16 protein-coding genes are annotated in these 15645 nt (G+C 43.0%); 10 read left to right on the top strand and 6 right to left on the bottom strand.

Going from position 1 to position 15645, the window contains the following annotated elements; translation table 11 throughout:
- Nucleotides 1-40: 40 nt before the first annotated feature.
- From Q7J41_RS08265 to Q7J41_RS08250, 4 genes are all read right to left on the bottom strand, one after another.
- Nucleotides 41-571 carry a cysteine hydrolase family protein gene (locus Q7J41_RS08265; RefSeq protein ID WP_304887062.1) on the bottom strand — a complete coding sequence of 177 codons (531 nt, stop codon included), beginning with the start codon at nt 569-571 and terminating at the stop codon, nt 41-43.
- Nucleotides 572-693: 122 nt separating this feature from the next.
- The gene (locus Q7J41_RS08260) at nt 694-1059 is read right to left on the bottom strand and encodes a helix-turn-helix domain-containing protein (RefSeq protein WP_304887027.1); all 366 of its coding nucleotides are present in this window, start codon (nt 1057-1059) and stop codon (nt 694-696) included.
- Between the two features lie 147 nt (nt 1060-1206).
- The gene (gene mutM / locus Q7J41_RS08255; protein ID WP_304887024.1) at nt 1207-2019 is read right to left on the bottom strand and encodes a DNA-formamidopyrimidine glycosylase; all 813 of its coding nucleotides are present in this window, start codon (nt 2017-2019) and stop codon (nt 1207-1209) included.
- A gap of 217 nt (nt 2020-2236) precedes the next feature.
- Nucleotides 2237-3064, bottom strand: a complete 828-nt coding sequence (locus Q7J41_RS08250) for a helix-turn-helix domain-containing protein (RefSeq protein ID WP_304887022.1) — start codon at nt 3062-3064, stop codon at nt 2237-2239.
- 311 nt (nt 3065-3375) lie between these two features.
- Between Q7J41_RS08250 and Q7J41_RS08245 the strand changes: the two genes are divergently transcribed.
- Genes Q7J41_RS08245 through Q7J41_RS08235 form a run of 3 tightly spaced genes read left to right on the top strand, consistent with a single transcriptional unit; the run spans nt 3376 to nt 7676 of the window.
- A complete protein-coding gene (locus tag Q7J41_RS08245; protein ID WP_304887020.1) occupies nt 3376-5490 on the top strand; it encodes an FAD-dependent oxidoreductase in 2115 nt (704 codons plus the stop codon).
- Nucleotides 5491-5501: 11 nt separating this feature from the next.
- Nucleotides 5502-6188 carry an NADH-ubiquinone oxidoreductase-F iron-sulfur binding region domain-containing protein gene (locus Q7J41_RS08240; protein ID WP_304887018.1) on the top strand — a complete coding sequence of 229 codons (687 nt, stop codon included), beginning with the start codon at nt 5502-5504 and terminating at the stop codon, nt 6186-6188.
- A 33-nt stretch (nt 6189-6221) separates the two neighbouring features.
- On the top strand, nt 6222-7676 hold the full coding sequence (locus Q7J41_RS08235) for an FAD-dependent oxidoreductase (RefSeq protein ID WP_304887017.1): 1455 nt from the start codon (nt 6222-6224) through the stop codon (nt 7674-7676).
- Between the two features lie 177 nt (nt 7677-7853).
- Here the strand turns inward: Q7J41_RS08235 and Q7J41_RS08230 are convergent, their stop codons facing one another.
- Complete coding sequence (locus tag Q7J41_RS08230; protein WP_304887015.1) at nt 7854-7982, bottom strand: SDR family oxidoreductase; 129 nt, start codon at nt 7980-7982, stop codon at nt 7854-7856.
- A 2-nt stretch (nt 7983-7984) separates the two neighbouring features.
- On the opposite strand from Q7J41_RS08230, the gene Q7J41_RS08225 reads away from it, so the two are divergent.
- The 5 genes from Q7J41_RS08225 (at nt 7985) to Q7J41_RS08205 (ending at nt 13744) form a co-directional block, all read left to right on the top strand.
- Nucleotides 7985-8176 (top strand): helix-turn-helix domain-containing protein, encoded by a 192-nt coding sequence (locus tag Q7J41_RS08225; RefSeq protein WP_304887013.1) that lies wholly within the window; start codon nt 7985-7987, stop codon nt 8174-8176.
- Nucleotides 8177-8395: 219 nt separating this feature from the next.
- Complete coding sequence (locus tag Q7J41_RS08220) at nt 8396-8995, top strand: helix-turn-helix domain-containing protein (protein ID WP_304887011.1); 600 nt, start codon at nt 8396-8398, stop codon at nt 8993-8995.
- A gap of 356 nt (nt 8996-9351) precedes the next feature.
- Nucleotides 9352-9972 (top strand): TetR/AcrR family transcriptional regulator, encoded by a 621-nt coding sequence (locus Q7J41_RS08215; protein ID WP_304887010.1) that lies wholly within the window; start codon nt 9352-9354, stop codon nt 9970-9972.
- 175 nt (nt 9973-10147) lie between these two features.
- The gene (locus Q7J41_RS08210) at nt 10148-10846 is read left to right on the top strand and encodes an ABC transporter ATP-binding protein (RefSeq protein WP_304887007.1); all 699 of its coding nucleotides are present in this window, start codon (nt 10148-10150) and stop codon (nt 10844-10846) included.
- 9 nt (nt 10847-10855) lie between these two features.
- Nucleotides 10856-13744, top strand: a complete 2889-nt coding sequence (locus Q7J41_RS08205) for an FtsX-like permease family protein (RefSeq protein WP_304887005.1) — start codon at nt 10856-10858, stop codon at nt 13742-13744.
- Nucleotides 13745-13909: 165 nt separating this feature from the next.
- Here the strand turns inward: Q7J41_RS08205 and Q7J41_RS08200 are convergent, their stop codons facing one another.
- Entirely contained in the window at nt 13910-14560 is a 651-nt protein-coding gene (locus Q7J41_RS08200; RefSeq protein WP_304887003.1) for a DUF3786 domain-containing protein, read from the bottom strand.
- A gap of 309 nt (nt 14561-14869) precedes the next feature.
- Here Q7J41_RS08200 and Q7J41_RS08195 point away from each other — a divergent pair, with 309 nt between their 5' ends.
- Together Q7J41_RS08195 and Q7J41_RS08190 are read left to right on the top strand one after the other, a co-directional pair.
- Complete coding sequence (locus Q7J41_RS08195; protein WP_304887001.1) at nt 14870-15235, top strand: cysteine hydrolase family protein; 366 nt, start codon at nt 14870-14872, stop codon at nt 15233-15235.
- Between the two features lie 74 nt (nt 15236-15309).
- The coding region (locus Q7J41_RS08190; RefSeq protein WP_304886999.1) for a DUF305 domain-containing protein at nt 15310-15645 on the top strand (336 nt) is incomplete at its 3' end.

Genomic DNA, 15645 nt, shown 5'->3' with positions numbered 1-15645 from the left:
AATCAGCGGCTTGTCTTATTGTAATAAAGCAAGCCGTTTTTTAGGAGTCGGATTTTATAAATGTCTCGGTGCGCTTCACATCGGCAAAGGTATTTTGCAAGGCGGCCATAAAAGTAGTGTGGATAAGTTCAGCAGGAATCGGGGCATTCTCCCAAAGTAAATCTCTGGTGGTGCAGGCGTCGCTCAATAATTCGATTTCAAATCCCAGTCTTTTGGCTGAACGCACCGTGGTGTCGACGCACATATGGCTCATCATGCCGCAGATCACCAGCTGTTCGATGGCCGATTCTTTTAGTAGTTGAAGCAAATCCGTATTGAAGAAACTATCCGGGGTATTTTTGATAATTATCTTTTCCCCGGGAAAGGGCGATACCAGCGTATTGATATTGACACCCTCGGTCTCGGCGATGAAAAAGGGCGCCGCTGTGTTTATGTTGATATGCTGAACATGAAAGATGGGAAGCCCTTTTTTTCTAAAATAGGCTAAGGCGCGTTTAGCGTTTTGGGCAGCGGCGACCGGCTGATTAAGCTCAAAACGACCACCGGCAAAATAATCGTTTTGGATATCAATTAGTATTAATGCTTTTTTCTTTTCTTAAACCTCCTCGTTTTTTACAGTATAAGTCATCTTGATCAGGAGGTAAATTACCCACTTTTTTGTGGGTATGGTTTGTTGGAAGGAGAAAAAAACAATCATTTGCGATAGCAGATGCCCTTTTGATCCAAGATATCAGTCAGCTGGTGTTCAACCATATAGTCGATCCCAACTTCCTGCATGATTTCAATGGCCTTGAGGATCCGTTGGCCCCGTTCGGTGAGATAGTAATCAACATGAAGCGGATAACCCGGAGCGTTTTCTTTGTCAACGAGGCCAAATTGCCGAAGCTCATTTAATTGCTGCAGGAGCATTTTTTGGCTGATGCCGGTAATGCTTTTTTCCAGGTCAGAAAGAGAAACAGAAGCAGATCTCATCTGAAAAATGATAATTGTTTTCCATTTGCCTTTGATAATGTCGTGGACAATCTCAAGGGGGCAGGTATAATCATTGCGGATTTTCATTTAAAACTCCCTATAATTTGAAATAATAGTTTTGGCTTACTGTACCATGTTAATTCCACAGGTGAATGAAAATGATAAAAAAAGAATCAAGATGATGGCTTTTGTGCAGTTACGGATTCTGTTTGTATTCAAGTGGTTTTAAAAACTTTAGCCCTTCTTTTTTTGACACGCTTTACAATAATAAGTCCCTCGGCCACCAACCATTTCCTTGGTGATAGCGCCATTGCATACCGGACAGACTTTTTGGGTATGCACCTGTAACTGTACCTGAAACAACCCGGTAATGCCATTGGCGTCAAAAGAGTGTATCGTCGTTCCGCCCTGGGCAATGGCCTGCTCCAGAATTTCTTTCGATACGGCGATTAATTCAACGACCCGCTTTTTACTGACCCGTTTTCCGGGGGTAGCGGGATGCATTTTCATTCTAAAACAGATTTCATTGGCGTAGATATTGCCGATTCCAGTCATAATGGTTTGATTGAGTAACAAGGTTTTAATCGGCAGACTACTTTTATGTATTTTTGCATAGATCTCTTTAGGATCGGCGTTCCATGGTTCAGAGCCAAGTTTACAAAGCGGTAAATCATGACGATAGGTTTCTTTGCTTACCCGTTCTAAACGACCAAATTTACGGGTGTCCTGATAACGTAATTCGGTGCCATCACTAAAAACAAAGGTAAGATGTTCATGTTTGTTTAGCGGCTTTGAAGCGTCGACAATATTATACTTGCCTTCCATCCGTAAATGCGAAATAAAGGCATCATGATCCAAAATAAAGATCAGATATTTCCCCACCCGATCAATATCCCGAATGGTTTGTCCGGTTAGTGACGCTACGAAATCATTCGTATCACCGGCGACGATCTTATCGTAATGAACCCGGATTTCCTTAATTTTTTTGCCAATAATAAAATTTTTCAACGTTCGGCGAACGGTTTCGACTTCTGGTAGTTCTGGCATTGCTTTTCACCTGCTTTAGTAGTTGATCGTGTTTTAGAAAAAACATAGCTTGTCACAATTGATGAGTATAACTTAAAACGTGGTAATCGGCCAGGCTTTTTTATCAAGACTTTGTCTAACCGATTACACCGGGAAAGTTGCGACGATTAGATCGTAGCTTCGATTTTAACCAAATTTATTGCTTTTTCGCTTTGGAAATTCAGCCAAAAACAGTTTTTTAGAATTTTCGCATGATCTGCAGATCCATGTAATAATCGTACTTGGTATTGGCCGAAACCTTGACCATCCGGGAAATCAGATAAACCGTATCGTCCAGTCTAATATCGTGGGTGAGACTGTAGCGGATCAGATTTCTCAGGGCAGCCAGACAGTTTTCTTCAGAATACAGAAAGTGCTGATTTAGATAGCGCCCCTCCGGGATAAGTTTCGATTTAAGTCCGGGAATTTTTTTGTCCGAAAAGATGCCAAAGCCTTTGACGTTCAGAGCCTGGCTTTTTTCATAATCGGCAATGGAATAGAGGGTGCACATCATATTGTTTTCCCGGTTGTGGATATTACCGGAGTCGATGCTGATCCGGCTGACATGCTTGTCCAGATCGTAAATGGATACATCCAGCTCTTTGTAATAGAGGTTACGCGAGAGTAGATACTCTTCGTGAATGAGGATTTCTTCATCACGATTTTCCCGGTATTTGATATCGGTGATCAGCTCTTCGGTGAACTGTTTAGAATATTCCAGCTCAGATATTTTCTGATCAAGCTGATTTTTGTGGGCCTCCAGCAGCTTCTGTAGTTTCTGGTGGTCTTTGTTTTCGCCCATCAGCTCCCGAATTTCTTCAAGGGGAACAAAAAGCACCTTATTGAGATAGCGGATCACATCGATAGTAAAAAACTGGTCGTAGCTGTAATAGCGATATTTGGTTTGGACATCCACCTGCTCGGGTTTGAGGAGATTTAATTGATCATAATTGCGCAAAGCTTTGGTGGGAATATTGAGAATCTGGGATACTTCGCCAATCGAATATAATTTTTTTATTTTTTTCACACTTTCCCCTTGACTTTGCCCCTAGGGCAAACCTTATAGTCTCATTATAAATTGATTGATATTTAACAGTCAAGCGATAGTAACTGGATTTTTTTTCGGCGACAGAACTGTGTTGGAAGACTGCTACCGTACGATCAATTGTTAATCAGTTGTTTGCTGCGGGGATCGGACAGGCTATGTCGTGTTTGTCCTAATGCAAACGACACAATGTAACAATTGACGGTATTGCAGCATCAACCGAGATACTGTTTGTTTTAGAAATGAGGAAAAATCATTCAAACTAAGCGTATAAATGAAATGGAGTGTGTTAATTGAAAACGGTATCGATAACGATTGACGGGCATGTGCTGTTGGTGGATTCGGGGGACAGTATTTTACATGCAGCCCTGAAGGCAGACCTGTACATCCCGCATTTATGCCACCATCCGGATCTGCCGGATATTGGAGCCTGCCGGCTTTGCGTGATAGAAATCGAAGGGGTGGATGAGATTAAAACCGCCTGTTCAACCCGAGTAGAAGAAAACATGGTCATTTACTCGAAAACTGAGAAACTCAATGCCATGCGGCGGTTGTCGATGGAGTTGATGCTGGCCAACCATGTGGATGACTGTACCACCTGTCCCAAGTATTTAAAATGCGAGCTCCAGTCTCTGATTCAGTATCTGGGAGTCAGCACTGCCCGACTTAAACGAACCTTGAATGCCGTCCCGGTAAATACGGCCAACCCATTGTTTGTTCGGGATTTGAACCGTTGTGTGTCCTGCGGGCGCTGTGTCCGGGCTTGTCGGGATCTGCGGGGTGTGGACGTGTTGGATTATGCGGTGATGGCGGATGATCGAATCATGGTGGATGTAAAAAACCATCACTTGATGACAGAAGAAGGTTGTCGGTTCTGTGGTGCCTGCGTGGAAGTCTGTCCCACCGGTGCCCTTCAGGACAAGGACGGCGTTTTTTCCGATGATCTCAACCGGGAAATTGGTCTGGTGCCCTGTCGGTCAGGCTGTCCTGCACAGATTAATGTACCCAAGTACATCCGGGCGATTAAAGAAGGTGACGATCAGGAAGCCATTGCCGTGATCCGGGAGCGGGCACCTTTTCCCCATTCGTTGGGATATGTGTGCATGGCCTTTTGTGAAGATGTCTGCCGTCGGAAGGAAATTAACGAAGCTCTGTCGATCCGGGAACTCAAAAAATTTGCCGCTACTCAGGATCAGGGACTCTGGAAAGAAAAGATCGTGGTCAAACCGAACAGCGGTAAAAAAGTAGCCGTCATTGGCAGTGGTCCGGCGGGGTTGACAGCAGCCTATTATCTGAAAAAATCCGGTCATGCAGTCACTGTGTTTGAAAAAATGCCAGTGGCCGGGGGCATGCTAACAACCGGAATTCCCAGCTACCGATTGCCTCGTGAAGCAGTGGCGGCCGAAATTGCCATCATTACCGATATGGGAGTTGAGATTTGTACCAGTACCGAAATATCCGATCTGGAGGCCTTGAAAAAATCGGGCTATGATGAAATTCTGATTGCCATCGGTGCCGGAAAGGGTACCCGGTTGCCGATTGACGGTGCGAACTGTGACAATGTGGAAGAAAATATCGACTTTCTGAGAAAAGCGGCTCTGAATCAAGCGCCGATCCTTCAGGGCAAGGTAGTGGTGCTCGGCGGCGGAAATGTGGCTTTTGATTGTGCCCGCACCGCCCGCCGCTTGGGTGCTGGAGAGGTAACCATCCTGTGTCTGGAAAGTCGGGTCGGGATGACTGCCAGTCTGGACGAAATCGAAGAAGGACTGGAAGAAGGGATCAAAATCATTAATAATACTTCCTTTAATGCCATTGAACATCAGGGTAGTCGGGCAACTGGGGTCTGTTGCCAAAAGGTGAAAAGTTTTAATCTAGATGACAACAAAAAAATGCAGCTGGAGCTGGCTCCGGATTCAGACCATGTGATTCCGGCGGACACCATTATCTTTGCTATTGGACAGCGTCCCGAAATTCCGGCCGGATGGGATCTGCCGCTGACTCCTGGAAACTGCATCGGATCGGTGGATGAGGTGAAGACGGCAGATAAATCGGTCTATCTGGCTGGGGATGTCTCTTACGGTACCCATTCAGTGATCCGCGCCATCGCCTCCGGTCGAAAAGCGGCCATAGCCATGGATCTGGCTTTGGGCGGCGATGGAAAAATCGAGGAGATGCTGTCTCGGGAAAAAGTTGCAGGGACTTATCTGGGTCGGGACGATACCTTTCTTGGTAAAAAACGGGAGATACCGATCCAGGAAAACCCAGACCAGCGGACTGCCGACTTTTCTGCCGTGAACCATTGTTTAGCAGCAGAGGAAGCCTGCAACGAAGCGGTACGCTGTCTCCAGTGTGACATGCGGGTGGCCATCACGAAACCTCGAATCTGGGCCAGTTACGGGATTAAATAGGAAGGGATAAGATGGAAAGTAAAATCAGAAAACAATGGAAAATGGCATCTCTGGATGAGATTAAACGCTTTGTGCTATCCTCCTTTACAGAAGTTAAAAAAAACCCCTGCCCAGTGGATCAACTGCGGCGTTTTACCGATCATACCCGGCGCAACAGTTGTGGGGAGTGTGTGATCTGCCGGGAAGGTTTGCTACAGCTGGCGGTGGTCACCGAGAGTATTACCCAAGGATTGGGCCGGGAGCAGGATGTGGAAATCATCAAGGATATCTCAGCCGATCTGGTGCTGGGATCTGGCTGTGACTATGGTAAGGAAGTGGGGAGAATTGTTAGTCAGCGGATTGCCGAAAACGCCGAGGATCTTACCAGACATATCAAGCGAAAACGCTGCGATACCTTGGTCTGCAATAAGCTATTAACCTTTTATGTAGCCCCCGAAACCTGTACCGGCTGTAGTAAATGTGTGGATATCTGCCCGGTGAGTGCTATTGCTGGCGGGGATCGGCTGATCCATGTGATTGATGTCTCCCTCTGCAACCGTTGCGGTGCCTGCGAGGATGTCTGCGACGACAAAGCGATTATTCGGGCAGGGGCGGTTCTGCCAAAGTTACCGGAGGCACCCATTCCAGCGGGCAGCTTTCAGGTGGAAACCGAAGCTAGTGGGTTAATGTCCCGAAAACGACGGCGAAAAAGTGAATAAATAGAAAAAGATATAAATAGAAGGAGAAAAACAATGAGAGAATTTGAAACAGATGTGATTGTGGTAGGTGGCGGTGCAGCCGGTTTGGCAGCGGCTATTTCAGCAGCCGAAAACGGTGCCGAGGTAACCATTCTGGAAAAAGCCAACACCACCGGCGGTTGTGCCAACATGGCCATGGGGTTGTTAGGCGTTGAAACCAAGCTTCAGAAAGAACGCCTGATTGGAATTACCAGAGAACAGGCCTACGAAAAATTCATGGATTACACCCACTGGCGATCTGATGCCAGACTGGTAAAAAAATATATCGATCAATCGGCAGGAACGATTGAATGGCTTCAGGACATGGGCGTCGAATTTGCCCTGCCATCCAAATATTTTCCAGGTTCTGAAGCCACCTGGCACATCGTTCAGCCGAAATCCGGCAAACCGGGTCTTCGGGCTGCGGCAACCATGATCAAAGCCATGACCGAACGGGCTGAAGAACTGGGGGTTAAGATTATGCTGGAGACTCCAGTTAAAGAACTGATTAAAGAAGACAGCGAAATCATCGGCGTCGCCGCCAATGATAAAGATGGTGAGTTGGAAGTTTTTGGCGGTGCGGTGATTATCACCACCGGCGGCTTTGGGGACAATCCGGAATTTATTGAAAAGTACACCCCTTATCAATGGGGTAAAGATCTCTTTTCCTACCGGATTCCTGGCCTCACGGGTGACGGTATTCAGATGGCCTGGGATGCCGGCGCGGGCAAAGACTATATGGACATGGAGCTGGTTTTCTTCGCACCCAACACTGGCGGTTACGCTCCGATTGAACTGCCCTTCCGTCAGCCAAATGTATTTGTGAATCTCGATGGCAAGCGTTTTTACAACGAGGCCGTGGTGGAAAACCCGGTCTTCTCGGTGAACGCCATTGCCCGACAGAAAGAACGGATTGTTTTCTCCATTGTCGATGATAAGATCATGAAAAAATATGAAGAAAACGGCTTTGATCTGATTAACGTGGTGACTTCGTCCATGGATATGAATGATTTCAAGCAGGAAATGGAAGAACACATAAAAAACGGCAGTGACGTTTTTTATGTGGCCGATTCTCTGGAAGAACTGGCCGAAAAGACCGGCATTGACAAGGCTGGTCTGGTTGCCAGCATGACTGAATACAATGCCATGTGCCAATCTGGCGATACGCAGTTCAATAAGGATCGCAAATACATGACCCCACTGGATGGCAGTAAATTCTATGCCCTGAAATTTGCGCCCAGTGCCTACGGTAGTCTTGGCGGTATCCGTATCAACGATAACACTGAGGTAGTGGATAACAGTCTGATCAAAATACCTGGTCTTTATGCCGCCGGCACCGATGCTAATGCTGTCTGTAATCCGGACTATGTCTTTGTATTGCCTGGCAATACTCTGGGCTTTGCAGTGAATTCAGGCCGGATGGCCGGAAAAAATGCGGTGACTTATATTAAAGAAGAATTGGCTGAATAACGGTCAAATGGCCAGGAGACTGAGTATCGGGTGGTTTTGTCTTTGATTGCAATGGGGTGCTATTTATTCTTAAGTGGTTCTAAATTATCGTGAAGCAAAAAAGCTAAGAGCAGGGACACAAAATCCCTGCTCTAACTTTCACAGCTCCCGAATCGTCACTATTTTCTTTCGTCTGATTTAGAAGATGGTGTATCCACCGTCTACAGCTAGGCTGGCACCGTGAATAAAGGAGGCATCGTCGCTTGCCAGGAAGAGAATAGCCTTTCCGACCTCTTCTGGTGCGCCCGCTTTTGTGGCGGGGCTCATTATTGAAAGTCTATTTAGATAGCGGCTGCAGTATCAAGCTGACTTCAGAAAAATTGTTTGTTCGCAGGAATTCTCTGGCATATCGGTTGGACCGGATCGTTGAAATCAGTCATATCGATCTGGATGACGCTTATATTCGGTTTTTGATCCGAATGTCTTATCTGATTGACTGTTATAAAGGCCAGGATGCCTAAATATAAACGTTCATCTGTACCAGACGGCTCGCAAGCATATCTCAAAAAAATATTGACACCGTTAATCTTATTAGATAACATGGTTATATAAACTAAGTTGCATGTAAAATACAATTAGATGTAGCTGGAAGTATGACTGATATCGTCGTTAAATTGTTGACATCTGTTTGCAATTGAACAGAAACGATACTAGAATGTTATGAGAGCTGGTGCAAATTTTTGTCAAGTAACAATGTAAATGAAGAAATTTTAGAATTGATTAATCATGGCGATAATAATCGGGTGGCATTCAGGCGACACACTGGTGGACCCAATCTGTTAAGTAAGCTCCTTTCATCGTTTGCAAATGCATCGGGTGGTAAATTGATTATCGGTGTTGGCGATGAGGGTAAAATATACGGCTGTAAAAAAGATTCGGTGGTCGAGACATTTAATAAGGCAAAAGAGAAATTAATACCCTGCCCGAAGATGTTGATTGAATTTGTTGAGTTGGAAAAGAAGCAAATCGCAATTATTTCAATTGAAAAAACTGAAAAGATTGTTGCTTCCAGCTTAGGCGTATTCAAAAGAGCTGATCATTCGGACGAAAGAATGAAAACGGAAGAAATTTCAGAAAAAAACCTGAATACAACAGCGGATGATTTTAAAAGTACCGTTGATGAAATGGCGCAACAGATTACCCAACTTACCATTTCTTTGGATGATACCGTCAGACGGTATCAAGAAAAAAACAAACTGAGCCGAAAGATTATGGAATGGATTGCCTGTGGTATTATTGGGATCGTTTTATCGATGACTATTAATTTTCTGATCGGCTGAAATGAACCGGATACAATAATCCAATTTGTTCAACAAACATAAGGGGAAAACATATTCCGCTTATGTTTGTTGATTTTTTATACCTACTTGAAAATACATTTTATTGGCAAAGGCAAGCACGGCTGATTTAAGAATAATTACTTCGGACGCCTTTGTTTGTTGGCTGGTCTAAAAACGAGAGTACCTTGATTGAAATCATTAGGGTGGGAATTGACTATTTTTTGCCCGTATCTCTCACCGCCAGTCCCCTTTTATTTCGGTTTTAAACGGCAATTTGTGTTCGTAAGGATTGACAGGGGCGGCTTATCATGATAACATAACACTGTTATCTAAAATAGTTTGAGCAAAGGTGCAAAATGGGGAATGAAACCGAAACACGAGAACGATTATTAGAAGTTGCGAAGGATGAGTTTCTTGAATTGGGCTACGAAAAAGCTTCGATGCGAAAGATTTGCAAAAAAGCCGGGGTTACAACGGGCGCCTTGTATTTCTTTTTTAAAGATAAGAATGATCTGTTTGCGGCATTAGTTAGAAAAGTTGCTGATGAAATAAAAATGATCATTGTCCATCATACCGAAAAAGAACAAGCTATTTATGTGGATGCAAAAACGACGTCACAGGAATTAATTGCTGATGGGATACAACAGGGTCGAGACTTTGTAACCTATATGTATGCCAATAAAGATGTGTTTATTTTACTTCTTTGTAAAGCCAATGGATCAGCATATGAGAATTTCTATGATGAACTGGTGGACTTAATGGAAAAAAACACGCTTCAATTTCTGGATCATATAACTTTAGCAGATGTTCCGGAAAATGAGATCAATCCCTACACCATGCATTGGCTGGCTCATCTGGAGACGTCCTCTTTTGCCCAATTGCTGACACATGGATTGACTTTGGAAGAAGCCTTGATTCAAGCTGAGGTCATTGCCAAATACCTAACTGGAGGCTGGCTGGAGATACTAAAAAAGTGATAAGATGAAATTATTAATAAAGAAAAATAAAATTGAATTCGAATCTGGAATTCAATTTTATTTTTAAATTAAGCATAACACTGTTATGCGGTGCAAACATCAGATTTTTTTGACTAATCTGCAAAAATAAGTTTCAGAATAAGCGATTGATATTCAAAATATGAAAGGGGCAAAAATGTTTATTGAAGTGAATGATATTAAAAAAAGTTATGGCGAAGGAGGAAGCTACGTTCAAGTACTAAAAGGTATTTCCACCGGAATTGAAAAGGGTCAAATCTGTGCGATATTGGGGCCAAGCGGATCGGGAAAATCGACGCTGCTTAATACCATCGGCGGGTTGGACACCATCGATAGCGGTAGCATAAAAATAAGTAACATTGAAATCACTAAGCTGAATCCCAAAGAATTGTCACTATACCGACGAAATTTACTGGGTTTTATTTTTCAGTTTTATAATCTTGTTCCAAATCTTACGGTTAAAGAAAATATCCAGGTTTGTGAATACCTGACAAAAACACCGCTGGATATTAATGAATTACTGGAAGTATTGGGGTTAACCGAGCATCAGAAAAAATTTCCCTCCCAATTATCGGGGGGGCAGCAACAGCGGTGTGCGATTGCCAGAGCACTGATCAAGAATCCCGAGTTGCTATTGTGTGACGAACCGACCGGAGCGCTGGACTATCAGGCATCCCGGGAGATTCTGATGCTGATTGAGAAGATTAATAAAAAATATGGTACCACCATGCTCATTGTTACCCATAATACTGCGATTAAAGAAATGGTTCATCGGGTCATAAAAATCAAAGACGGTCAAATCAGTGAAGACTACGCCAACAAGGTATTAAAACCGGCCAGTCAATTGGAATGGTAGGTTTTTCCAATGATTTTGAATAAGCGAATCATCCGGGAGTTGAAAGAAAACTGGGTACGATATGGAGCATTGGTATTTTTAATCATCTTTTCGCTGGGGTTGGTCGTGAGCATGGCTGGTTCCACCGATGTAGTCAATTATACCATTGATACAAATAATGAAAAAAATCAACTGGAAGACGGAGAATTTTCGGTTTATGTTCCGCTAACCGAAAATCAGAAGCTGGAACTTGAAAAGATGGGAGCTAAAACCGAAGAATCCTTCTACATGGATTTAATGGGGGCAGAAAAATCCATTCTTCGTATTTTTGAAAATCGAAAGAATATCAATACTATTGAGCTGGAGGAGGGAAGGCTGGCCGATCAAATGGGTGAAATCGTCCTGGAGAAACACTACGCCGAAAATTATGGGATAAGGGTTGGACAGTCCATGATCGTGAATCAGAAAAACTATCTGGTGACCGGGATCGGAACAGTGCCGGATTATTCTAATGTTGTCCAAAATGTTTCGGACGTGTTGGCGGATTTAAAACAATTCAGCATCGGATTTGTCTCCGAAGCAGAATTTAAGCAACTGTTAGCAGAAGATATCAATGTCGAATATAATTACAGCTATAAGTTGGACGGGAACCTGACCGCTTCGGAACTTAAAGAAAAATTGGTTGATCTGGATTTTGATAAAACAAAGGTCGCCAATAAATATATGCAAGAAATCATCAATACCATTGAAAAAGGAAAGAATGACTTATCCGGTGGTGTTAATGATTTAGCAGATGGGACACAAATACTGGCAAATGGAACCAGCTCACTCAAACAAGGAACCAATGAATTGGCAGATGGAGCAGGCAGCCTGGCAAATGGAACCGATCAATTAAGCGCAGGGTTAGAAGAATTGACAAGTTCCAATATCACTTTAAATAAAGCGGCTGACGATGTCTTTCAGGGGATGATTGCGCAGGTAAACAGCGAATTTGAAAAAATGGGGATGACAGTCACCATTACCGGCGATAATTACAGTGCTGTGATTGATGGCTTAATCAAAGCCATTGGAGGCTCAGATGCGAATGCTGTGATCGTGCTTAATACCATGAAAGCGCAACTGGATAGTTACAAAAAGTTTAAAGATGGACTGAGCGCCTATACCAATGGTGTTGAATCTGCCTATTCAGGGTCGGCGGAATTGTCAGTAGGAGCGGCTGATCTGTATCAAGGCAGTGTGGCCGTGGCAAGTGGGGTCAGTACCTTGAGTAATGGCTCTTCCGAGTTAAACAGTGGGATGGGCGAATTTAAAAATCAGGTCACCAGTTTTATCGATGAAAATATGGATTATCAATATGTCAATCTGATCGCTTTTCTAGAAGCTGATGATAATCAACGGATTACAAGCTGTAAAAGCGATGCCGCCATTAATAAAAACTCTGCTTTAATTGCGGGAGTTATTATTATCACCTTAATTGCCTATATGATTTCAGTATTTGTCATTCATACCATCGATAAGGAAAGTGCGGTGATCGGGGCACTCTATTCGATGGGTTATGTAAAAAAAGAACTGCTCAGACATTTTATGATCTTGCCGATGCTGATTGTCACAGCATCGGCAATGCTGGGAACCGGCTTGGGGTTTCTGCTGATTGGAGAAAATATTAAAGAAAATGTTGCCTATTATTCTTATCCCGGCTATTCGATGGTATTTCCACCATATCTTTTGATTTATGGTGTTTTGCTACCCGTACTGATCGCTTTGCTTGTCAATTATATGGTTATCAACAGCAAATTATCCATGGCGCCACTTAAACTGCTCAGGCGGGAAAAAAAACAGCATAAGTTGGCCAACATCGATTTGAAGGAGATGGGCTTTATTAATCGATATCGGATTCGCCAGTTGCTGCGCGAAATCAGAGGGAATCTCACCATGTTTTGGGGATTGTTTATTGCTATTCTACTCATGGTTTTTGGATTTAGTATTTATGGAAGTGTTAGTGCTTATGTCAATAATGTGGCATCCGACGTCGAGTACAATTATCTTTACTTCTTAAAATATCCCATGGAAAATGCCCCCAACGATGTTACCAAAGCTTATACCGAGTCCTTGACGGCAGAACTTTATTTAACCGGGGGCGAGATGGACGTGACGGTCCAAGGAATTGATGATGAAAACCCCTATTTTGATTTCCCGTTGGATGGCGAAAAAAATGATGTGATCATTTCTGATTCAGTTGCCAATAAGTTCGGTTATAAGGTGGGGGATGAGATTACGCTGTCTGATAATCTTGAAGATCGAAATTATAACTTTAGGGTTAAAGAAGTGGTTAGTTTTGCCAGCGGTCTCTATATTTTCATGGACATTAAAGACATGCGCGAGCTGTTTGGACAGGAAGACGACTACTATAATACCCTAATGTCTGATCATGAACTGGATATTGAAGCGGGAAGAATTGCCACGGTCATAACGGTTGATAAAATGGTCGCTGCGGCCAGACAAATGTTCACCATGATGTATGGGTTGGTTATTACCATTCTGGGCGCATCGGTAATGCTCTTTGCGATTGTTATGTATTTATTAGTAAAAATGATGATTGATAAATCAACCTTCAGCATTTCATTAATCAAGGTGTTTGGCTATAATGAGCGGGAAATAAAAAAGTTATACCTGGGCACCACCTTCTATACGGTTGCGCTCTCGACCCTTATTGCCATTCCGGTCAGCAAAATGATTATAAATAAGATTTACCCATATATGGTATCGAATGTTTCGGCCGGGATGAATGCCACCATGTCACCCCAATCCTATCTGATCATGGTGGCGATTATTTTAAGTGCTTATGCCATCGTTAATTTTATGATCGGCAGGCACTTGAAAAAGATTTCCCTGGTAGAAATTTTAAAAGAACGCGAATAGCTGGAAATATCGGCGGACGTAATAGGAACCTGCGTGGAAAAATTTGGATCGGACAGAGCAGGAACTGTTTGCGATAATCAGTTTTTTCTAAAGAAAACAGAAGCCGGGCGAGCAACGTATTTATCAATAGTGGACTGACATTATCTTATGCTGACAGGGATCTCGCTACATATGAAAGAGCGGTCCCTTAATATCGACCTGAGCCACTTCAGCCAACCGCTCAATACCTTCAATGGCGAGACTGACAGTGCTTTCCACATGGATAAAATCGGTGGCACTCAGATCGTAAAGGATATTTCCCTGGGCTGGGAATTCATCATCACCATCCCAGAAAAGGAAGTTTATGGGAATGCAGTCAAATGAGTTTAAACAATAGCCGACATCCGAGTGTGAAAGTTTGACACCGCCAAGAATTTCGCAGGCGCACGAAAGTTTTTCGATCTGTCCGGTAAAAGTTTCGGCAAATGGCTCTAGCACATGTTTTTCAAAGGCTGTTGTAAACGGGGCAGCGCCATTTAATTCTCTAAAGGGAACCCATTTATCCTTGAACTGAGCACCCGGTTTGACAAAACCGAAAAGGGTGAAGATATTTAGTTGGCTGACAATTGAAACTGGTTTAAAATCTTCAACAGTCACAATTTCGCCAGTTTGAGAATGAACTCCAAATTTTCGTCCGAAGAGTTTCAAAGTAAGATAATCTTCCTCGCTCTTAAGTTCCGGTAATTTTTCCATGAGCTGTTGTTTGTCCATTGCAATAAATTTTAATCGCCAGTCTTCGCAGGCTTTTAGATAGTTATTGGTTGTATCGTTTAACATTTGTTTCTCCTTATTCTATCAGATCATTTATCGATTTTTTTCACTTATATCTGCCTCAGTTTAACAGGATTATGACAGCAATTCAACAAAAAAAATCATCCTTGTGGATATTTAAAGGGCGATATATGATCTCAACTGAGAAGTGAAAAAGAATCATGCTAATAAATATAGAACGACTAAGCAGCACTCTCTGTGCAAGTATGGTTGGTAAGTTTCTTCTATCCAGCCACATTTTGTAGTAGAATAAAGAAAAACGAGGAGAGTTGGAAATGATTTCTTATCGCAAAGAGTTGCATTTTAATTTACCCATTGGTAATAGATTATCAGCAAGATTTTGTCGATGGAACGCTTGGCTTTCCCCAGTTGGTTCGTCTTGAGGAACCGATTGCCAAAAAAATATTGGAATATCGCCAAAAAGGACAGGAAATTCTGTTTACCTATGACACGCATACGGCAGATTATCTAAACACTCAGGAAGGAAGAAATTTACCGGTTGTTCATTGCATCAAAGGAACCGCCGGGTGGGAACTTTATGGCAAGGTGGCGCTGCCGGAAGCGGAGATTATTGTCGATGCCAGCTGCGTCGCCAGTAATGAAGACCGTCTTAATGAGGCGGCTTTGGATGTGACACAGTCACATCCAATAATATTTAAACATGATATACTTAGCAAATAAGATTAAAGTTTCAACGATATGATTTAAAATGCTGCCGCTGGAATGATTTTAGTCTGAAAGTGAAGGTGTCTATTATGAAAAAGACAACAATCGTGATACTTGGGGTAACACTTGCCGCGGTACTATTGATTCTGTTTGGGATGATGACTTATATCATCTTTTTGTTAACAAATAACGGCACAGCTCGACAAAACCTTAATAACGGATCTGGATGGATGATGGGTTCAGGGATGATGAATTCTGAGATGAGAGACTCTGGAATGATGCAGGAATCGATTGAAAGCGAACATGATTATTTAGTGCATATGATTGCACATCACGAGGAAGCTGTTTCGTCTGCCAATATTTTGAAAGCGAATACGCAGCGTGAAGAAATGAAAAAATTTGCGGACGATATTATTAAAACCCAG

Source organism: Acetobacterium sp. (assembly GCF_030652775.1).
Classification (GTDB): Bacteria; Bacillota; Clostridia; order Eubacteriales; family Eubacteriaceae; genus Acetobacterium.
The sequence above is the reverse complement of the archived record's forward strand: the minus strand, read 5'-3'. Positions and strand labels throughout refer to the sequence as shown.